Raw genomic sequence first — 20,224 nt, 5'->3', positions numbered from 1 at the left:
AAACGGTGAACCACTCCGTTACCCCGAGTCCACCTCCGGGGTCTACAAACACCCCTGAACGGGTGTCACCCCTAGGCGCCCTGCTCCCGGCAACGGAAAGGACACTGCGACGTGCCCGAAGACCTCGCACTCGAGACGCGCGCTCTGACCAAGCGCTTCGGCGAGCTGATCGCGGTAAACGCCCTCGATCTCGCGATTGCACCCGGCTCTGTGCACGGCCTGCTCGGCCGCAACGGCGCGGGCAAGACCACCTTGATGCGGATGATTCTCGGCTTGTTGAGCCCGGATGCCGGCGCCATCGAGCTCTTCGGGAGGTCGGCGACCCCCGGCGATGTCGACGCACGGGCGCGGGTCGCGGGGTTCGTCGAGGAGCCGCGCTTCTACCCGTACCTCTCGGGTCGCCGCAATCTCGAGCTGCTCGCGCGCCTCGACGGCCGGGCCGACACGCGCTCGCCGGAAGAGGCGCTCGAGCTGGTCGACCTCGACAGCCGCGGGCGCGAGAAGGTCGGCAACTTCTCGACAGGGATGCGTCAGCGACTCGGCCTCGCGGCGGCGTTGCTGCGTCCGGCCGAGCTCGTCGTACTCGATGAGCCGACCATCGGGCTCGACCCGGCCAATGCGCGCACCGTGCGCACCCTTATCGGCGCGCTGTCGAGCCGGGGTGTGGCGGTGCTGCTCAGCAGCCACAACATGAGCGAGATCGCCGAGATCTGTGACCGGGTGACGATCATCCACGAGGGCAGCAGGGTGTGGGAGGGCGACCAGGCCGAGCTGCTCGCCGCCGCCCCGGCACCGAGCTATCGCGTGTGGACGAGCGACGACGACCAGGCATCCGCGATCGCGCGTCGACTCGAGGTCGCCGTCGAGACGCCGCGGCGGGCCGCGACGCACACGATCACGGTGCAGGGCGACGAGGGCGAACGCGACGGCTTCGTTCTCGCCCTCGCTCAGGAGGGCATCGCGATCCGCCGGCTCGAGCCCGATGTGCCGCCTCTCGAGGCGCTGTTCACCTCGCTCACGTCGCCCCGCGACGCAGACCAGCCCGCCCAGAACACCGACACCACCGAGGAGATCGCCGCGTGAGCGCCGTCACCGCCACTCAGACCGTCGCCGCGCCAGAGCCCCGCGCCGCGCGCACCGCGAGCCGCCCCGGGCTCGGCGTCGCCATCCGCGTCGAGTTCTCCAAGCTGATTGCGCAGCTGCCGTTGCGGGTGCTGCTGGTGTTCTGCGTGATTGTGCCGGTGGTCTTCGCAATCGGCATGCGCGTCTCAGGCATCCGGCCCAGCGACACGCTGTTCGGCCGCTGGGCGGGAACGTCCGGTTTCGCGACCTCGCTGTTCATCCTCGACTGGACCGCGGCGTGGGGCGTGGCGGTCGGCGCAGGGCTCATCGCCGGCGACATCTTCGCCAGCGAGGACCGCCTCGGCACCTGGAAGACGCTGCTCACGCGCTCCGCCTCCCGCACCCAGCTGTTCCTGGGCAAGGCGATCGCCGCCACGATCGGGGTCTGGCTCTGCTGGGCGCTGATCGGCGTCGTCAGCATCGGCGCCGGCCTCGCCGTGATCGGCGGCGAGCCGCTCATCGGGCTCTCGGGCCAACTGATCGAGCCGGGGCACGCGCTCGGGCTGCTCGCGGCGAGCTGGGCGATCGGGCTCTTGCCGGCCACAGCGTTCGCCGCCCTCGGCGTGCTCTTCTCCGTCGCCAGTCGCAGCACCGTCGTCGGAGTGGTCGGCCCCCTCCTGGTGGCCATCGTGCTGCAGGGGCTCGAGAACATCGCCTCTGGCACGATCGTGCGCAGCATCATGCTCTTCACGCCGTTCGACGTCTACCACGTGCTCTTCACCGCCCCGGTCCACGCTGGCGCCGTTGCGCAGGCTGTCGTGACGAGCCTCGTCTACACCGCGATCTTCGCCGCGGCGTCGTGGTGGCTGCTGCGTCGTCGGGAGTTCGCGGGCGCCGATGCGGTTCCCGCGAACCGCCGCCGGACCTTCGTGCAGATCGGCGTCACGGTCGTCGTCATCGGCGGCGTGCTCGCCGGAGTCGGCAAGGTCGGGCCGACGCCGCTCACTGCGGACAACCTGGCGACGTCCGTGAACACGACGTTCAGCAACCTGGTGCAGGTCAACTACCTGTGGCACAACGGGAGGCCCGCAGACACCACGACCCCCTGGAGCACGATCTGCTCGGTCGGCACCATCACCCCGACAGCCAACAAGGGGTCAGGTGCGGGCGAGGGCTGGAGCTGCCTCATCACCGACACGCGCACGACCGACGGCATCAGCCCCATCCAAGTCGACCTCGAGGTGCGCGCCAACGGCTGCTACACGGTGCAGGCACCGCCCGCCGCCGTCGGCGCCCTGCACGGCACCGACCCGAAGGGCCGCTCGTACCTGAACCCGCTGTACGCCTTCGACGGGTGCCTCGGAACGCCGTGACCGCTACGGTGACCGCATGACCACCAGCATCAGCTTCGATCACGTCGGCCTCGTCGTCGACGACCTCGAGAAGGTCGCCTCGTTCTTCACCGGCCTCGGCTTCACCCGTGACGACCTCGGCACGTCGAGCGGCAGCTGGGTCGACCGCATCGTGGGCCTGCCCGGAACCGTCGAGCAACTGGTGCTGATCTCGGGCACCGACGGCTCCGGGCACATCGAGCTCACCAAGTTCACGTCGCCGGCATCCGACGGCGAGCCCCGCGACCTTCCGGCCAACGCCTACGGGCTGCGGCACATCGCCTATCGGGTCGTCGATGTCAACGCGAAGGTCGCACGGGCGCGTGAGCTCGGCTACGAGCTCGTCGGGGAGGTAGCCGATTACCGGGATCTGTTCCGCCTCGCGTATGTACGCGGGCCGGAAGGCTTGATCCTCGAACTCACCGAGGACCTGAACGCGCCGCACCCTACGGAGTAGCCCAGACGTAGCCGTCGAACACACGGCTCGCCGGCCAGTCGGGCGCTGTCTTCGGGTGCAGCAAAGTGCGACCGCCGAGTGGCCGAGCGAGTGTGATGTCGGTGCGCCACATGGTGACGTACGGCAGACAACGCGTGCCCGCGGGCGCTCGCATGCTGTACAGCCAGAGCTCGACATACGAATCGGTCTGCTCGACCCGATAGCCCGCGGGCTTCACGCAGCTGCCATCACCGGTCGCGGCGACGATCTCGAGGGTGCGACCTCCGTCGTGGTGGGCGAACACGACCCACGGCATGCTGATCAGCTTCTCGCTGCGGGCGGCGCTCGCGGTGATGCTCGGCCCGGGCGCGTGCACCTGCACGGTGAGATGGTCGTAGATCGGGTCGGGAGTCCCGGGGTCCGCGATCGACCCGTCGTGCGGCAACGGGTCAGTGCGACCCATGAACGCGAGGGATGCCGCAACCAGCAGCGCCACCACGAGCACGGCCCCGCCACCGAGCCAGAGCCACTCCGCGCGCCGCGTCATGGCGCAGAGAGTACCGCTTAGAACAGCGCCTCGGGGTCGCTCTCTTCCCTGAGCTCAGCCGCGCCGGCCGTGGCCGCCACCACCGCGGCCTCTGCGCCGACCGCCGTGCCCACTGACGTCACCACGCTGTCGAGCGGAGTGCCGCTGCCATCGCGCTTCGCGAGCGTCTCCGGCAGCTGCCGGGCCGCGCCGTCCGAGGCGACGGCACGCGCCGGCTGTGGGCCCACCCAGGCGAGCGACAGCATGCCCTCGCCCTTGAGGAAGGCGTGCGCACGCACGCCGCCCGTCGCGCGCCCCTTGCCGGGGAACTCGCCGAAGGCGGAGACCTTGCCGCGGCCGGGGTCCGTCCCGGGCAGCGTCTCGAGCGGAACCGAGACCGTGACGACGACGTTTTCCGCCGCAGGGTCGACGACGAAGAATCCGATCACCTTGGCGTTCTTGCCGAGGTTGATGCCGGCCATGCCGCCCGCGGCCGCTCCCTGCGGCCTGACGGCGGCGGCCGAGAAGTGCAGCAGCTGTGCGTCGGACGCGGTGAACACGAGCTCGCGATCGTCGGCGGCGTGCGCCACACCCACGACCTCATCGCCGGCCTTCAGACCGATGATCTCGAAGTCGGGCCGGTTCGGCCAGTTGCCCGGCACGACGCGCTTCACGACGCCCTGCGCCGTTCCGAGGGCGATCGGCGCGGCATCCGCTGCGAGCGAGACGATGCCCAGCACGCGCTCGCCCTTGCCCAGCCCGCCGAGGTACTCGGCGATGCGCGCACCAGCGGCCAGATGAATCGAATTAAGAGGTACGACCGGCAGGTCGACCGGCGAGAAGCGAATGAGTCGACCGCGATTGGTGACCGCCCCGATCTCCGCGCGTGTGGTCGTCACCAGGCTCGACAGCACGGCGTCGTGCTTCGAGCGACGAGGAGCGACGGCCGGCGCCGCCGCGCCCTCCGGCAGGTCGACGCGCACGGTGCGGCCGGTGGTCGAGAGGTAGACGATGGCGGGGGAGTCGGCGATCTCGAGCGCAGGGCCCGTGAACGTCGCCTTCTTCGACCCCGTCGATGCGATCGAGGCCTTGGCCTCGGTGAGCAGCGTGCGCCGCGGCGTGCCGAAGCGCTCGGCGACGTCGTCGAGTTCGTCGGCGACGACGGCGCGGATGCGCGCAGGCGACGCGAGGATCGCCTCGAGCTCGGCGATCTCCGCCTGCAGCTGGTCGCGCTCGGTCTCGAGCTCGATGCGACTGAACTTGGTCAGCCGGCGCAGACGCAGCTCGAGGATGTACTCGGCCTGCAGCTGAGAGAGGTCGAACACCGACTGCAGGCGACCGGATGCCTCAGCCGAGTCCTCCGAGGTCCGGATGACCTGGATCACCTCGTCGATGTCGAGGATCGCGATCAAGAGGCCTTCGACCAGGTGCAGACGCTCCTGCCTGCGGGCGAGGCGGAAACGTGAGCGCCGGGTCACGACCTCGATGCGGTGGTCGAGGTAGACGCGCAGCAGGTCGCGCAGGCCGAGAGTCTGCGGGCCGCCGTCCACGAGGGCGACGTTGTTGATCGAGAAGCCGTCTTCGAGCGGCGTGAACTTGTACAGCTGCTCGAGCACCGCCTCGGGGTTGAAGCCGGTCTTGATGCCGATGACAAGGCGAAGTCCGTGCTGGCGGTCGGACAGGTCGGTGACGTCGGAGATGCCCTGCAGCTTCTTCGAGTTCACCCCGTCCTTGATTTTCTCGATGACCTTCTCGGGCCCGACGAGGTAGGGCAGCTCGGTGATCGTCAGGCCGTTCTTGCGCGCGGTGATCGGCTCGACGCGCACCTTCGCACGGGTGCGGAAGCTGCCGCGCCCCGTCTCGTACGCCTCGCGGATGCCGGCGAGACCCACGATGGTGCCGCCGCCAGGAAGGTCCGGGCCCGGCACATAGGCCATGAGGTCGTCGAGCGAGGCATCCGGATTCTCCAGCAGATGCTTCGCGGCCCCGACCACCTCGATCAGGTTGTGCGGCGCCATGTTCGTCGCCATGCCGACCGCGATGCCGCTCGCGCCGTTGACAAGCAGGTTCGGGATCGCCGACGGCAGAACCGCAGGCTCCTGCTGCGACGAGTCGTAGTTCGGCTCGAAGTCGACGGTGTCCTCGTCGATGTCGGCCGTCATCTCGAGCGAGACGGGGGCCAGGCGTGCCTCCGTGTAGCGGGCGGCGGCCGGCCCGTCATCGAGCGAGCCGAAGTTTCCGTGCCCGTCGATGAGCGGGACGCGCAGCGTGAAGTCCTGCGCCATGCGCACGAGGGCGTCGTAGATCGCCCCGTCGCCGTGCGGGTGCAGCTTGCCCATCACCTCGCCGGTGACGCGGGCCGACTTCACATGGCCGCGATCGGGCCGCAGGCCCATCTCGCTCATCATGTAGAGGATGCGCCGCTGCACCGGCTTCAGGCCGTCGCGGGCATCGGGCAGAGCGCGGGCGTAGATGACCGAGTACGCGTACTCCAGATACGACCCCTGCATCTCTGCTGAGACGTCGACATCTTCGATACGTTCCACGATGTCTGCGGGGAGGGTGCGGTCTGCTGGGCTCATCTGCTCTTTCTGCGTCTCTGGCACACTGAAAGCCATGGCGACTCTACCGAACGCGTATTCGCAATCCGTGAGCCTCGCCGACGTCCTCGCCAGTTGCTTCGCCGCTGTCGAGCGCGGCACGCCTCAGCTGGCGCTGAAGCCTGTCGACGCCGCGATCGTCGTGCTCGCCGACGGCCTCGGCGCCCTCCCGCTCAAGGCGCGCGCGGGGCACGCGCGCACGATCGCGCCGCGATTGAACAGGGCGACGACGATTGAGAGCGGATTCCCCACCACGACAGCCGCCGCTCTGGCGACCCTCTCGACCGGCGCCTATCCCGGCCAGCACGGCATCACGGCCTATGAGGCGGTCGACCCGGCCACCGACCGGGTGTTCAATCACCTGAACGGCTGGCAGGCGGGACCGGATCCGGCTACCTGGCAGCGAATGCCCACTCTCTTCGAGGCGCACGCCGACGCAGGCATCCGCTCGTACCTCGTCGGCCACGCGCGCTATGCGAGCACGCGGCTGACGCAGGCCGTCCATCGCGGTGCGGAGTACGTGCCTGCGCGCTCGATCGCCGACCGTCTGTCGACCGCGATCTCGCTCGCCCGCGCGGGCCGGGCCGTCGTCTTCGTCTACGTGCCCGAGCTCGACATGGCGGCCCACCGATACGGGTGGCAGTCGCCGGAGTGGACGGCGAAGCTCGAAGAGCTCGACGCCGGGCTGGCGCAGCTCGAGCGCGACCTGTCGAAGGGCCAGGGCGCACTGCTGACCGCCGACCACGGCATGGTCGACGTCACGCCGCGTGGCCAGGTCTTCTTCGACCGCGAGCCGGAGCTCGTCGCGGGCGTTCGACACGTCGCGGGGGACTACCGCTGCGTGCAGCTGCACCTCGAGCGCGGCGCCTCCGCGGACGACATCGCAAGAGTCGCGCGGCTCTGGCATCAGGCCGAAGACGACCGTGCCTGGGTGGCGACACGTGACGAGGCGATCGCGGCCGGCTGGTTCGGGCCGAACGGCGTCGACGACGATGTGCTGCCGCGCATCGGCGAGGTGCTCGTCGCCGCGCGCTCACAGGTCGCGTACTACGACTCGCGGAGCACGACCGAGCACAACTGGGCGATGGTCGGCCAGCACGGCTCGTTCAGCCCCGACGAAGTCAGGGTGCCGCTGATCGGCTTCGGCGCGTTCGCGAACTGAGGCTGAGGCGCCCGGCTCGGCGCTCAGGCCAGGTTGCCGCCGTCGTCGTCGCCTCGGGCGCCGAAGACGATCTCGTCCCAGCTCGGCATCGACGCACGGCCGCGCTTTGACGAGCCGCGCACGCCGACCGGGCCGGTCTCGCGCTGCCCGAACCCGCCGGCAGGCACCGGAACCGGGCCGGACGGGTGCTCGTCGCGCTGCGCCGGCTTCTCGTCGCGCGCGTCGCGCCCCTCATCGAGCGGAGGCAGCTCGAGCTCGATGGGCTGAGAATCGCGGGCGGATGCCTCGCGCTCACCGCGGCGACGGCGCAGCGCCTCGAGCAGGTCTGCGGTGTTGTGCACATCGCGCGGCTGGTCGTCGGCACGCTTGATCGCGCCGGCCGGCACCTGAGGCTGCGATGCGGGGGCCGCGGGTGCGGGTGCGGCGTCCTGGCGCTTCGGCTCGACGAACTCGAACTGGCCGGAGTCGAAGCGCGCGTCGTCCGGAATCAGGGGGCTCACGGCGCGCAGACGCGGGATCAGGCCGGTGGGCGGAAGCTCCCCGTGCTGCGACAGCGTGCTCGCCTCGGCGTTCGCGGGGGCGAGGTGCGCCTTGCGCGGCTCGTACGTCCAGCGGGCGTCGTGCTCGATGTCGTCGGCGGTGAAGGTCAGCTTGACGATCCAGCCGGTCTCCTCTTCCCGCCAGCTGGCCCAGCGCTCGCCCGTGGCGCCGAGCGCGGCGAGACGGTCGCGAATGGCAGAGCCGAAGGTCGCGCTCTCGCCGAGCACGTCGACGTCGGCGGTCACCCGCACCGGCACGGTCAGCGCCTGCGCGACGATGTGCTCGCGCTCGGCGATGATGGGGCGCTCGAAGCGCTGCACGTAGTCGAGCGGCGCGCCGGTGAGCTCAGCGACGTCTTCGGCCGAGAGGCCGCCACGGATGTGGGCCTGGATCTCGCGGGGCGAGATGCGCACGGCGGACTCCTGCTGCTCGACCTTCAGGCGTCGCAGCTTGGTCAGTGCGACCTCGTCGATCGCGATGCGGTACCTGTCGCCATCGTTGCTGGCGGCGACCAGAGCGCCTTCCTCGACACCGATGACCTTCAATTCCTGCATGGGATCTCGCCTTCCGAACCGTCCGCGGACGACGTCAGGATGCCATGGGAAAGCCCTCGCAGCCGGGAATATCGCGGGCGTGCCGTGAGTTTCCCGGGGCAGCGCCGGAACCAAATCGAATCGGTTTGATAATCACCGGTGCGTGATGCAGAATATCGCCGCCGATCACGCTGATCGGCGTGCAATTTCAGAAGTGGATGGGCATGGCAACCGATTACGACGCGCCAAGGAAGAACGACGACGAATCCGAATCGATCGAGGCGCTGAAGGAGCGGGTTCCGGACAAGACGTCGGCCGTCATCGACGAGGACCCCGACAACCCGGGCAGCTTCGAACTTCAGGGCGCCGACCTCTCCGACATGGATCTCGACGTCGTCGTGCTGCCCCCGCAGGCTGACGAGTTCACGTGCGTCAGCTGCTTCCTCGTGAAGCACCGCTCGCAGCTCGACCACGAGACCAAGCTCGGTCCGATCTGCCGGGAGTGCGCTGCCTAGGGCCGCGTGAAGCAGGAACAGACTTAGGGCCGCCGGCTTTCGCCGACGGCCCTTTTCTGTAGGCGATGGCCGTTAAGCGCGATTGTTGAGAACGGATGCCAGCTCGTTGGGCTTCCGCGTCGAGACGATCCAGTACGGCACCGGGTCGGCGTCGTCGGTGATCGGCACCTTCACGATCGGCAGCGATCCGCGCAGCAGCAGCCACGCCCGGCCGTCGAGACGCTGACCGCGCTCCAGTGCCGCGGCCGTTCCCGTGAACGCCTCGACCTCGCCGATGTACTCGCGCTCGATGTCCGCGCGCCCTGCCCTGAAGTGCGTCTCGGTGACCTCGAGCACCGGAGCGAACCCCACCAGCGCCGCGACGATCAGGCCGTAGAGCACGATGGCCAGCACGATACCGACCGTCACGTTGATCGGCCAGAACACGGCGAGGGTCGCCGGCATGATGAGCGCACACGCAACGAACAGCCAGGGGGCGGCATACAGCCGCTCGCGGAACAGAGTCATGCTCCAATCCCACCACGGAAACCCGTACGGTCAGACGCTGTAACCTCGTGGCTGTGACTGAGACCGTCGACGTTCCGATCGTCGCGCCCGCCGCACCCGTCTACGCGCACCCCGGCGACGCGGGGGCCGACCTTACCGCAGCGGAAGCCGTGCGGATCGAGCCCGGTCAGCGCGTGATCGTCCCGACCGGCGTGTCTGTGGCGCTGCCGGAGGGCTACGTCGGCTTCGTCGTGCCCCGCAGCGGGCTGGCCGCGCGCCACGGCATCACGATCGTGAACACGCCCGGCACCCTCGACGCCGGTTACCGCGGCGAGATCAAGGTCATCCTGCTGAACACCGATGCGACAGAGCCGTACGACGTCGCCGTCGGCGACCGCATCGCGCAGCTCGTCGTCGTGCCCGTCGTGCGCGCACGGTTCGTGCCGGTCGAGGCGCTGCCCGAGAGCGCGCGGGGCGCGGGCGGCTTCGGCTCCACCGGCTACGCGAACGAGAACGGACCGAAGAAGATCAATACAGGAGAGCGCGCGTGAGCGACATCCAGCCGACCGAATACGAGAAGTCCGCCCCCGAGGACCGCGACGTCGAAGGCCCCCTCGACGACGGCGAGGCAAACCCGGTCCGCCCCTACATCGACCTGGGCGGCGTCAAGGTGCTGCCCCGCGAGGGCCTTCACCTGCGGCTCGAGATCGAAGAGGAGAGCCAGCGCGTCGTCGCCGTGAGCCTCGACTACGCCGGCTCGACCCTGCAGGTGCAGCCATTCGCCGCGCCGCGATCGAGCGGGCTCTGGCACGAGATCCGCGGCCAGATCCGCGAGCAGGTCTCGGCGCAGGGGGGACGCGTGACCGAGCGCGAGGGCGCGCTCGGGCCCGAGCTGCTCGCCGAGGTCCCCGTCGCGGGCGGCGCCCCGGGCGAGACGCGCGTCGCGCGCTTCATCGGCGTCGATGGGCCGCGCTGGTTCCTGCGCGGGGTGATCTCGGGCGAGGGAGCGGTCAAGCCCGAGGCCGGCGCAGCCGTCGAGGACCTCTTCCGCAGCATCGTCGTCGTTCGCGGCTCGGTGCCCATGCCGCCGCGCGACCTCATCCCGCTCAAGATGCCGCCGACGCCGACCGCGCCGGGCGCGTGATGACTGACGACCACAACGAGCAGGGCTCGGGGGATGCCGCGACCGGCGCATCTGAGGCGTCAGAGTCCCTGAGCGCTGCGCTCGGCGCCGCCGCCGCGAAGAACACCGGCCTCGGTGCCATGGCAGGGGAGCAGGCGCCGAGCCGCGAGGCCCTGCTCAAGGCGATGGGCGGCATCCGCGGGCTCTGCGAGGCCGTCCTTCCCGGACTCGCCTTCATCGTCATCTACAGCGCACTCATCGCCCCGGCGGCGAACGCCGCGGTGCCCGTCGCGCTCGGGGCATCCGTTCTCATCGCGCTCGTCTTCACCATCTGGCGCGTCGTCGCGAAAGAGAACGCGACCCAGGCGGTGGCCGGGCTCATCGGTGTCGGCGCGAGCGCGATCCTCGCGATCGCGACCAACCGGCCCGTCAACAACTTCGCGTTGGGGCTCGGCATCGATGCGCTCTACGGGCTCGCGTTCCTGGTCTCCGTCCTGGTGCGCTGGCCGATCATCGGCATCGCCGTCGGCTACCTCTACGGCGAGGGCGTCGCGTGGCGGAAGCACAAGGCGACCTACCGGGTCGCGGTGATCTCGACGCTGTTGTGGGTCGCGCTCTTCGCGGCTCGGCTCGTGGTGCAGGTGCCGCTGTTCCTCGCCGGGAACACGCCTGCACTGGCCATCGCGCACCTCATCATGGGCGTGCCGCTCTACGTGCCCGTTCTGCTCGTCACCTGGCTGTTGGTGCGCGGCGTGTACGCTCGCAAAAACGACGGCGCGGCATCCCATTCGATGTCATCGCAGCGCTAGACGCACTGCTACAGTTATCTCGACGTCAAGATAAATTCACGATCGCCAAGGAGGCCGACCCCGTGTCTGCAGTCAACAGCTTCGGCGCGAAATCCACACTCTCCGTCAGCGGAACGGACTACGAGATCTTCCGGATCGACAGCGTTCCCGGCTACGAGAAGCTCCCGTTCAGCCTGAAGATCCTGCTCGAGAACCTGCTGCGCACCGAGGACGGCGCCAACGTCACCGCCGAGCAGATCAAGGCCCTCGGCTCGTGGGTTCCCACCGCAGAGCCCGACACCGAGATCCAGTTCACCCCGGCGCGCGTCGTCATGCAGGACTTCACCGGCGTGCCCTGCATCGTCGACCTCGCCACGATGCGCGAGGCGGTCGCGGCCCTCGGCGGCGACCCCAAGAAGATCAACCCGCTCGCGCCGGCAGAGATGGTCATCGACCACTCGGTCATCGCCGACCTCTTCGGCCAGGCTGACGCGTTCGAGCGCAACGTTGAGATCGAATACGAGCGCAACGGTGAGCGCTACCAGTTCCTGCGCTGGGGCCAGACCGCGTTCGACGACTTCAAGGTCGTGCCGCCCGGCACCGGCATCGTGCACCAGGTCAACATCGAGTACCTGGCCCGCGTCACCTTCACCCGCGAGGTGAACGGCAAGCTGCAGGCCTACCCCGACACGCTCGTCGGCACCGACTCGCACACGACGATGGTCAACGGCCTCGGCGTGCTGGGCTGGGGCGTCGGCGGCATCGAGGCAGAGGCGGCCATGCTCGGCCAGCCCGTGTCAATGCTCATTCCCAAGGTCGTCGGCTTCAAGCTGACCGGCTCCATCCCGACCGGCGTGACCGCCACCGATGTCGTGCTCACGATCACCGACCTGCTGCGCAAGCACGGGGTCGTCGGCAAGTTCGTCGAGTTCTACGGCGAGGGCGTGAGCGCCGTGCCGCTCGCGAACCGCGCCACGATCGGCAACATGAGCCCCGAGTTCGGCTCGACCGCCGCGATCTTCCCGATCGATGACGTCACGCTCGACTACCTGCGCCTCACCGGCCGCTCGGAGGAGCAGGTGGCGCTGGTCGAGGAGTACTCGAAGCAGCAGCACCTGTGGCACGAGCCGTCGCGCGAGGCCGAGTACTCGGAGTACCTCGAGCTCGACCTGTCGACCGTCGTTCCGTCGATCGCCGGCCCGAAGCGCCCGCAGGACCGCATCGTCCTCTCCGAGGCGAAGGCGCAGTTCGAGAAGGATCTGCCGAACTACGCCGACGGCGCGGACCAGAGCGAGCTCGACGACGCGATCGCCGAGACCTTCCCCGCCTCCGACCCGATTGCGGCAGGCACCCACAACGGCGAGGCGCACGAGCACCACCACGTGAGCCACGCGCCGGTGCACGCGTCGAAGCCCTCGAAGGTCACCCTCGCCGACGGCACGAGCTATACGCTCGACCACGGCGCGGTCACCATCGCGGCCATCACCTCCTGCACGAACACGTCGAACCCGTCGGTGATGCTCGCCGCGGGCCTCCTCGCCCGCAATGCGGTGAAGAAGGGCCTCAAGGCGAAGCCGTGGGTCAAGACCACGCTGGCCCCGGGGTCACGCGTCGTCACCGAGTACTACGAGAAGGCCGGCCTCACGCAGGACCTCGAGGACCTCGGCTTCTACACGGTCGGCTACGGCTGCACGACCTGCATCGGCAACTCGGGTCCGCTGATCGACGAGGTCTCGGCCGCCGTCAACGACAACGACCTCGCCGTGACCGCCGTGCTCTCCGGAAACCGCAACTTCGAGGGTCGCATCAACCCCGACGTGAAGATGAACTACCTGGCGTCGCCGCCGCTCGTGGTCGCCTACGCACTGGCCGGTTCGATGAACTTCGACTTCGAGAACGACGCGCTCGGCCAGGACGCCGACGGCAATGACGTCTTCCTCAAGGACATCTGGCCCTCGGCCGAAGAGGTGCAGGCCACGATCGACTCGTCGATCAACAACGAGATGTTCACCCGCCAGTACGCCTCGGTGTTCGAGGGTGACGACCGCTGGAAGAACCTGCCCACCCCGACCGGCGACGTGTTCGAGTGGGACAGCGAGTCGACCTACGTCCGCAAGCCCCCGTACTTCGAGGGCATGACGCTCGAGACGAGCCCCGTCGCCGACATCACCGGCGCGCGCGTGCTCGCGAAGCTGGGCGACTCGGTCACGACCGACCACATCAGCCCCGCCGGCTCGATCAAGAAGGACTCGCCGGCCGGCAAGTACCTCGAGGCGCACGGTGTCGAGTACAAGGACTTCAACTCCTACGGCTCGCGCCGTGGCAACCACGAGGTCATGATCCGCGGCACCTTCGCGAACATCCGCCTGAAGAACCAGCTGCTCGACGGCGTCGAGGGCGGCTACACCCGCGACTTCACGCAGCCCGATGGGCCGCAGTCGTTCATCTACGACGCCTCGGAGAACTACAAGAAGGCGGGCATCCCGCTGGTGATCTTCGGCGGCAAGGAGTATGGCTCGGGCTCGAGCCGCGACTGGGCGGCCAAGGGCACCAACCTGCTCGGCGTCAAGGCGGTCATCACCGAGAGCTTCGAGCGCATCCACCGCTCGAACCTGATCGGCATGGGCGTCGTCCCGCTGCAGTTCCCGGCAGGCGAGTCGGCCGAGTCGCTCGGCCTGGACGGCACCGAGATCGTCTCGATCACCGGCCTCGAGCAGCTCAACGAGGGCACCACGCCGAAGACCGTACACGTGACGGCAGAGCCCAGCGAGCACTCGGCTGAGGGCAAGCAGACCGTCGAGTTCGACGCGGTCGTGCGCATCGACACGCCCGGTGAGGCCGACTACTACCGCAACGGGGGCATCCTGCAGTACGTCCTCCGGAGCCTCGTCTAGCACAAAAGGGCCACGCGCAGGCATCCGTGATCTTCTCGGATGCCTGCGCGTAACCTTTCTACGATGTCTCTACTCGACCAGATCCGCAGCCCGCGGGACCTCGACCGTCTGTCAGAAGTCGAACTCGTTCAGCTGGCCGGCGAAATCCGCGAGTTCCTGATCGAGAACGTCTCGAAGACCGGCGGTCATCTCGGGCCGAACCTCGGCGTCGTCGAGCTGACGCTCGCGATCCATCGGGTGTTCGACAGCCCTAAGGACCCGATCGTGTTCGACACGGGCCACCAGGCGTATGTCCACAAGCTGCTCACGGGCCGGCGCGACTTCAGCCACCTGCGTCAGCGCGGCGGCCTCGCGGGGTATCCGCAGCGCGAGGAATCCGTTCACGACGTCGTCGAGTCGTCGCACGCCTCCAGCTCGCTCTCGTGGGCAGACGGCATCAGCCGCGCGTTCACCGTGACCGGCCAGACGGGCCGCCACGTCGTCGCGGTCGTGGGCGACGGCGCGCTCACGGGCGGTATGACGTGGGAGGCGCTCAACAACATCACCGACGACAACGACCGCAACCTCGTCATCGTCGTCAACGACAACGGCCGCTCGTACGCGCCGACGATCGGCGGCATGGCCCGGTTCCTCAACGGCGTGCGCACGCAGCGCACGTACCGCTCGCTGTACCTCAAGTCGCGCAACGCCGCCGATCGCTTCGGAGGGCCCGGTTCCGCGCTCTACCGCGGCGTGCGCGGCGCGATGCACGGATTCCTGTCGCGGGTGACCGGCAACGAGCAGCTCTACTCGAATCTCGACATCAAGTACATCGGCCCGGTGAACGGCCACGACGTCGCCGCGATGGAAGAGGCGCTGCGGCAGGCGAAGAACTACGGCGCGCCGGTCATCGTGCACGCCATCACGCAGAAGGGCCGCGGCTACCAGCCCGCTCTCGACGACGAGGCCGACCAGTTCCACGCCGTCGGCCAGATCGATCCGTCAACCGGCGTTCCCGTCGCGCAGGCGGCCACCAGCCCGTCCTGGCCCTCCGTCTTCGCCGACGAGCTGCTGTCGCTCGCCGAGCGCGACTCGAAGATCGTCGGCATCACCGCTGCCATGGAGCGCTCGGTCGGCCTGCACAAGCTCGCCGAGAAGTACCCGGAGCGCGTGCACGACGTCGGCATCGCCGAGCAGCACGCGGTCGCGTCGGCCGCCGGCCTCGCGTTCGGCGGCCTGCACCCCGTCGTCGCGCTGTATGCCACGTTCATGAACCGCGCGTTCGATCAGGCGCTGATGGATGTCGCGCTGCATCGCGCCGGAGTGACGTTCGTGCTGCCGAGCTCCGGTGTGACCGGGCCTGACGGCCCGAGCCATCACGGCATGTGGGACCTGGCCCTGCTGCAGCTCATTCCCGGAATCCGCCTGGCCGCGCCGCGTGACGCCGCGCGCCTGCGCGAAGAGCTCGGCGAGGCCGTCGCCGTCCACGACGGCCCGACCGTGGTGCGCTTCCCGAAAGGCAACGTCGGCGAGGACATCCCTGCGCTCCGCCGTCTCGACGACGGCGTCGACGTGCTGCGGGAATCCGAACGCAAAGACGTGCTCTTCGTCGGCGTGGGGCCGTTCGCGCGGCTCGCGCTGCAGGCGGCCGATCTGCTCGAGGCCCAGGGCATCGGCGCGACGGTGGTCGACCCGCGGTGGGTCGTGCCGGTGCCGCGCAGCATCGTCGAACTGTCGGCCGAGTACCGCATCGTGATCAGCCTCGAAGACGGCATCCGCGTCGGGGGAGTGGGCACCCGCCTGCGCCAGGACCTGCGCGCGGCCGGCATCGACACCGCGGTCGACGAACTCGGTCTGCCCGACGAGTTCATCCCGCACGCGACTCGCGACCAGATCCTGGCCGACGCCGGGCTCACCCCGCAGCGCATCGCCCGCGATGTGGTCGCACAGGTGCTCGGCAGCCGAGTGCCGCGCGCCCGCCAGGATTCCGACAGCGACACCGGCGCGATCAAGCTCCGCCGCTGAGCCGCTAGGCTCGCCAGCATGGTCCGTTCCTGAGCAGGGCTCTGCCCTGATCGACGCCTCGTTTCTCACTCAGTGAATGGAATCCTGCATGCGTGAAATCCGGGCGTACGCGCCCGCAGATGAGCAGGCGTGGCTACGCTGCCGTCTGCTCAGCTTCTTCAACACCTCGTATTTCGACGACGTCTGGACCGCACGGCCCATGAGCGATGACCTGGCCGTGGCGCTCGTGGCGGTGCAGGACGACGCGCTCATCGGACTCATCGACGTCACCGTGGAGGCATCCGCCGCAACGATCGATTCGATTGCCGTGTTGCCGGATGCCTCGCGGCGCGGCATCGGAACGGGACTGCTCGACGCGGCGCTCGCGGCGCTGCCGCCCGGCATCGCGACCGTGGACGCATGGACTCGCGATGATGTCGCCGCGAATGCCTGGTACCAGCGGAACGGCTTCGTCGAGAACTACCGCTATCTCCATGTGTACAAAGGTCACGCCGAGCCCGGCGACGGTTTCGTCGCGCCCGCCGGAATCTCCAGCCTGGAGACCGCGTTCATGCACGCTCCGCGCGAGCGGGAGGCCGAGCTCCGTGCGCGCTTTGAGCGCGTGCACGTCTGCCGGCAGTATCTCCGGCACCTGTAGGGCATACAAAAGCCGATCGGGCACACGCTTCTCGTGAAAGCGTGTGCCCGATCGGCGAGAGTGTGCCGCCGGTCAGCCGACCAGCTGGCCCTCCTTCGAGCGCGAAGCGGCGCCCAGGATCGGCGGGTTGTGGAACGTCGCGCCGAAGACGCGCTCGCTCGCCCCGACCCGGTCGAGGTACGGCGTCACGCCGCCCATCTGGAACGGATAGCCCGCACCGAGGATGAGCGCGAGGTCGATATCCTCCGCCGCGGCGACGACGCCTTCCTCAAGCATCCGGTGCACCTCGTCGGCGAAACCGTCCTGAACGGCCTGCAGGACCTGCTCCTTCGTGTGCGGCTTGCCGCCCGGGTTCAGGTTCGACTTGACGATGCGCTCGGCCTCCTTGCTGATGCCCTTGACCTTGCCCTTGCCGTCCTTCTCGAGCAGCGTGCCGGCGTCGGCGACACGGTGCAGATTGTCGGAGCGGTAGAAGCGGTCCGGCCAGGCGGCGTGGTGCGTGTCCAGCACGTGCGCGCCGACCTTGAGCCCGACGAGGTCGAGCAGCACCGACGGCGGCATCGGCAGGCCGAGCGGCGCGAGGGCCTGGTCGACGACTTCGAACGGCGTGCCGTCGTCGACGGCCCGCATGGACTCGCCCAGAACCTTGGCCAGAACGCGGTTCACGACGAAGCCGGTCGAGTCGGTCGTGATGATGGCGTTCTTCTTCAGGTTCTTCGCGACCGCCATCGCCGTGGCGAGGGTCGTCTCGTCGGTCTTCGGCGCATTCACGACCTCGATCAGCGGCATCACCGCGACCGGGTTGAAGAAGTGGAAGCCGACGAGGCGCTCGGGGTGCTCGAGCTTCGCGCCGATCGCGTCGACTGAGAGCGACGACGTGTTCGTGGCGAACACGGTCTCGGGCGAGACGATCTTCTCGAAGTCGGCGAAGACGTCCTGCTTGACCGACAGCTCCTCGAACACGGCCTCGATGACCCAGTCGCAGTCCGCGTACTGCGAGCGGTCGGTCGTGCCGGTGATCAGGGCCTTCAGCTTGTTGTGCTTGTCCTGGTTCAAACGGCCCTTGTCCGCGAGCTTCTGCAGCTCGTCGTGGATGTAGGCCAGGCCCTTGTCGACGCGCTCCTGGTCGAGGTCGGTGATGACCACCGGCACCTCGAGACGACGCAGGAACAGCAGCGCGAACTGGCTCGCCATGAGGCCGGCGCCGATCACGCCGACCTTGCCGACCTTCTTCGCAAGCGACTTGTCCGGCGCGCCCGCGGGCTTCTTCGCACGGTGCTGCACGAGGTTGAAGGCATAGATGGATGCCGCGAACTGGTCGCCCGTGATGAGGTCGGCCAGGGCGTCGTCCTCCCGCGCGAACCCGGCTTCGATATCGCCGTCCTTCGCCTTGGCGAGCAGGTCGAGCGCAACATACGGCGACTTCGGCACCGTGCCGATGCGGCTCTCGAGCGAGTCACGGGCGATCTTGATCGCGACGGGCCACTTGACCGTGCGCTCCATGCGGCCGGGCTGGTTCGGGCGCTCGACCTTCACCTTGCCGGTGAGCACGCCATCGGCCCACTTCAGCGATTCTTCGAGATAGTTCACGTGGTCGAAGATCGCGTCGAAGATGCCCAGCTTGTGCGCCTCGGGTGCGCTCAGCATGCGGTTCATCTTGAGCGGGTTCTCAATGACGACCTTGAGCGCGTTCTCGATGCCGATCAGGTTCGGCAGCAGCGTGGCGCCGCCCCAGCCGGGGATGATTCCGAGGAAGACCTCGGGAAGCGCGATCGCCGCCGCCGACGAGTCGACCGTGCGGTAGGTCGAGTTCAGCGCGATCTCGACACCGCCGCCGAGCGCGAGGCCGTTCACGAACGCGAACGAGGGCACACCGAGCTTGCCGAGCTTGAGGTAGGTCGCGTGCCCGAGCTGCGCCAGCAGCTTCGCAGCGTCGCGGTTCGGGATGTCGTTCACCTTGGTCAGGTCGGCGCCTGCCGCCAGGATGAACTGCTTCCCGGTCACGCCGACCGCGTCGATCTCACCGGCGGCCGCGCGCTTGGTGAGCTCGTCGAGGACATGCCCGAACTCGACCAGCGTCGCCGGCCCGAGGCTCGACGGGCGCGTGTGGTCGCGGCCGTTGTCGAGCGTGATCAGGGCGATCTTCTTGCCGCTCGGCAGCGGGATGTCCTTGACGTAGGAGTGGGTGACGACCTCGTCGGCGCTGAACTCGAGCAGCGGGGTGAAGTCGAGGGTGCTGTAGTCCGTCATTGGGCTTGCAGTCCTTTCAGTTATCTCGAGCCGGGCCTAGCGGCCGTTCCAGTTCGGGTTCTCCCAGATGACCGAGCCGCCCTGGCCGAGCCCGACGCACATGGCGGTCAGGCCGTAGCGCACCTCGGGGTGCTCGGCGAACTGGCGTGCGAGCTGCATCATGAGGCGGGGGCCGGATGCCGCGAGCGGGTGCCCGATGGCGATGGCGCCGCCCCACACGTTCACGCGCGGGTCGTCGTCATCGATGCCGAAGTGGTCGAGGAACGACAGCACCTGCACACTGAATGCCTCGTTCAGCTCGAACAGGCCGATGTCCTCGATCGTGAGGCCGGCCTTCTTCAGCGCCTTCTCGGTGCTCGGCACAGGGCCGAGGCCCATGACCTCGGGCTCGACGCCCGCGAAAGCGAAGTTGACGAGGCGCATCTTCGGCGTGAGGCCGTACTTGTCAACGGCCTCGCCGCTCGCGATGAGCGACATGGTGGCGCCGTCGGTCAGCGGCGACGAGTTGCCCGCGGTGACGCGCCCGTGCGGGCGGAACGGGGTCTTGAGCGTCGCGAGGCCCTCCATCGTCGTCTCAGGGCGGCGGCCCTCGTCCTCGGTGGCGAGACCCCAGCCGGCCGCGCTCTGGGTGGCGACGGGAACGAGGTCGGGCTGGATCTTGCCCGCCTGGTAGGCCGCCTCGACCTTCTGCTGGCTGCGCATGCCGTAGTAGTCGCTGCGCTCCTTGGTCAGCTCAGGGAAGCGGTCGTGCAGATTCTCTGCCGTGTTACCCATGAAGAGCGCGTCCTGGGCGACGATCTTCTCGGTCAGGAACCGGGGGTTCGGGTCTGCGTCGAGGCCCATCGGGTGGTGGCCCATGTGCTCGACGCCGCCGGCGAGGGCGATGTCGTAGGCGCCGAAGCCGATCGACGCGGCGGTGGTCGTCACGCTCGTCATGCCGCCCGCGCACATGCGGTCGATGGCGAAGCCCGGAACGGTCTTCGGCAGACCGGCGAGGATCGCCGCGGTCCGGCCGAGCGTCAGACCCTGGTCGCCGGACTGGGTGGTCGCGGCGATGGCGACATCGTCGATGGCGACCTTCGGAAGGTTCGGGTTCCGCTCAAGCAGTCCGACGATGGCCTTCACGACCAGGTCGTCCGCTCGCGTTCCCCAGTACATTCCCTTTTCGCCAGCGCGCCCGAAGGGCGTCCTGGCACCGTCGACGAAATACACCTCGGCTGTCATGGCCACACTGCCTTTCCCCACGTTCGTGGATTCACCACGATCCTAGGAATCCG

General features: G+C 68.8%; 17 protein-coding genes. 11 read left to right on the top strand and 6 right to left on the bottom strand.

The genetic code is table 11. From position 1 onward, the window contains the following. Nucleotides 1-111: 111 nt before the first annotated feature. Genes ABD736_RS02465 through ABD736_RS02455 form a run of 3 tightly spaced genes read left to right on the top strand, consistent with a single transcriptional unit; the run spans nt 112 to nt 2,910 of the window. Nucleotides 112-1,083, top strand: coding sequence for an ABC transporter ATP-binding protein (locus ABD736_RS02465; RefSeq protein ID WP_344790151.1), 972 nt, complete (start codon nt 112-114; stop codon nt 1,081-1,083). Then, complete coding sequence (locus ABD736_RS02460; protein ID WP_344790150.1) at nt 1,080-2,435, top strand: ABC transporter permease; 1,356 nt, start codon at nt 1,080-1,082, stop codon at nt 2,433-2,435. Before ABD736_RS02465 ends, ABD736_RS02460 begins: the two co-directional genes overlap by 4 nt. 16 nt (nt 2,436-2,451) lie before the next feature. Continuing rightward, complete coding sequence (locus ABD736_RS02455; protein WP_344790149.1) at nt 2,452-2,910, top strand: VOC family protein; 459 nt, start codon at nt 2,452-2,454, stop codon at nt 2,908-2,910. Here the strand turns inward: ABD736_RS02455 and ABD736_RS02450 are convergent. Then, nucleotides 2,900-3,436, bottom strand: a complete 537-nt coding sequence (locus ABD736_RS02450) for a hypothetical protein (RefSeq protein ID WP_344790148.1) — start codon at nt 3,434-3,436, stop codon at nt 2,900-2,902. The genes ABD736_RS02455 and ABD736_RS02450 overlap by 11 nt on opposite strands. A 17-nt stretch (nt 3,437-3,453) precedes the next feature. Continuing rightward, on the bottom strand, nt 3,454-5,997 hold the full coding sequence (locus tag ABD736_RS02445) for a DNA gyrase/topoisomerase IV subunit A (protein ID WP_344790147.1): 2,544 nt from the start codon (nt 5,995-5,997) through the stop codon (nt 3,454-3,456). Between the two features lie 34 nt (nt 5,998-6,031). On the opposite strand from ABD736_RS02445, the gene ABD736_RS02440 reads away from it, so the two are divergent. Then, entirely contained in the window at nt 6,032-7,177 is a 1,146-nt protein-coding gene (locus ABD736_RS02440) for an alkaline phosphatase family protein (RefSeq protein ID WP_344790146.1), read from the top strand. A gap of 23 nt (nt 7,178-7,200) precedes the next feature. Here the strand turns inward: ABD736_RS02440 and sepH are convergent, their stop codons facing one another. Further along, a complete protein-coding gene (sepH, locus tag ABD736_RS02435) occupies nt 7,201-8,271 on the bottom strand; it encodes a septation protein SepH (RefSeq protein WP_344790145.1) in 1,071 nt (356 codons plus the stop codon). Between the two features lie 203 nt (nt 8,272-8,474). Here sepH and ABD736_RS02430 point away from each other — a divergent pair, with 203 nt between their 5' ends. Continuing rightward, complete coding sequence (locus tag ABD736_RS02430) at nt 8,475-8,765, top strand: DUF4193 domain-containing protein (RefSeq protein WP_344790144.1); 291 nt, start codon at nt 8,475-8,477, stop codon at nt 8,763-8,765. A 72-nt stretch (nt 8,766-8,837) separates the two neighbouring features. Here the strand turns inward: ABD736_RS02430 and ABD736_RS02425 are convergent, their stop codons facing one another. Next, a complete protein-coding gene (locus ABD736_RS02425) occupies nt 8,838-9,272 on the bottom strand; it encodes a DUF3093 domain-containing protein (protein ID WP_344790143.1) in 435 nt (144 codons plus the stop codon). Between the two features lie 53 nt (nt 9,273-9,325). Between ABD736_RS02425 and dut the strand changes: the two genes are divergently transcribed. The 6 genes from dut (at nt 9,326) to ABD736_RS02395 (ending at nt 16,697) form a co-directional block, all read left to right on the top strand. Next, nucleotides 9,326-9,802: a dUTP diphosphatase gene (dut, locus tag ABD736_RS02420; RefSeq protein ID WP_344790142.1), complete on the top strand. Its 477-nt coding sequence runs from the start codon at nt 9,326-9,328 to the stop codon at nt 9,800-9,802. Then, entirely contained in the window at nt 9,799-10,395 is a 597-nt protein-coding gene (locus ABD736_RS02415; protein ID WP_344790141.1) for a DUF3710 domain-containing protein, read from the top strand. Before dut ends, ABD736_RS02415 begins: the two co-directional genes overlap by 4 nt. Continuing rightward, nucleotides 10,395-11,183, top strand: coding sequence for a DUF3159 domain-containing protein (locus tag ABD736_RS02410; RefSeq protein WP_344790140.1), 789 nt, complete (start codon nt 10,395-10,397; stop codon nt 11,181-11,183). The genes ABD736_RS02415 and ABD736_RS02410 overlap by 1 nt, the downstream gene beginning before the upstream one ends. Nucleotides 11,184-11,245: 62 nt before the next feature. Beyond that, nucleotides 11,246-14,056, top strand: coding sequence for an aconitate hydratase AcnA (gene acnA, locus ABD736_RS02405; protein ID WP_344790139.1), 2,811 nt, complete (start codon nt 11,246-11,248; stop codon nt 14,054-14,056). A 63-nt stretch (nt 14,057-14,119) separates the two neighbouring features. After that, nucleotides 14,120-16,060, top strand: a complete 1,941-nt coding sequence (gene dxs, locus ABD736_RS02400; RefSeq protein ID WP_344790138.1) for a 1-deoxy-D-xylulose-5-phosphate synthase — start codon at nt 14,120-14,122, stop codon at nt 16,058-16,060. A gap of 88 nt (nt 16,061-16,148) precedes the next feature. Beyond that, nucleotides 16,149-16,697 (top strand): GNAT family N-acetyltransferase, encoded by a 549-nt coding sequence (locus tag ABD736_RS02395; protein ID WP_344790137.1) that lies wholly within the window; start codon nt 16,149-16,151, stop codon nt 16,695-16,697. A 72-nt stretch (nt 16,698-16,769) separates the two neighbouring features. Here ABD736_RS02395 and ABD736_RS02390 read toward each other — a convergent pair whose 3' ends face one another. Together ABD736_RS02390 and ABD736_RS02385 are read right to left on the bottom strand one after the other, a co-directional pair. Further along, the gene (locus tag ABD736_RS02390; protein ID WP_344790136.1) at nt 16,770-18,947 is read right to left on the bottom strand and encodes a 3-hydroxyacyl-CoA dehydrogenase NAD-binding domain-containing protein; all 2,178 of its coding nucleotides are present in this window, start codon (nt 18,945-18,947) and stop codon (nt 16,770-16,772) included. Nucleotides 18,948-18,983: 36 nt separating this feature from the next. Continuing rightward, on the bottom strand, nt 18,984-20,171 hold the full coding sequence (locus ABD736_RS02385; RefSeq protein WP_425554983.1) for a thiolase family protein: 1,188 nt from the start codon (nt 20,169-20,171) through the stop codon (nt 18,984-18,986). Between the last annotated feature and the right edge of the window lie 53 nt (nt 20,172-20,224).

Source organism: Gryllotalpicola daejeonensis (assembly GCF_039538145.1).
Lineage (GTDB): Bacteria > Actinomycetota > Actinomycetes > Actinomycetales > Microbacteriaceae > Gryllotalpicola > Gryllotalpicola daejeonensis.
The sequence above is the reverse complement of the archived record's forward strand: the minus strand, read 5'-3'. Positions and strand labels throughout refer to the sequence as shown.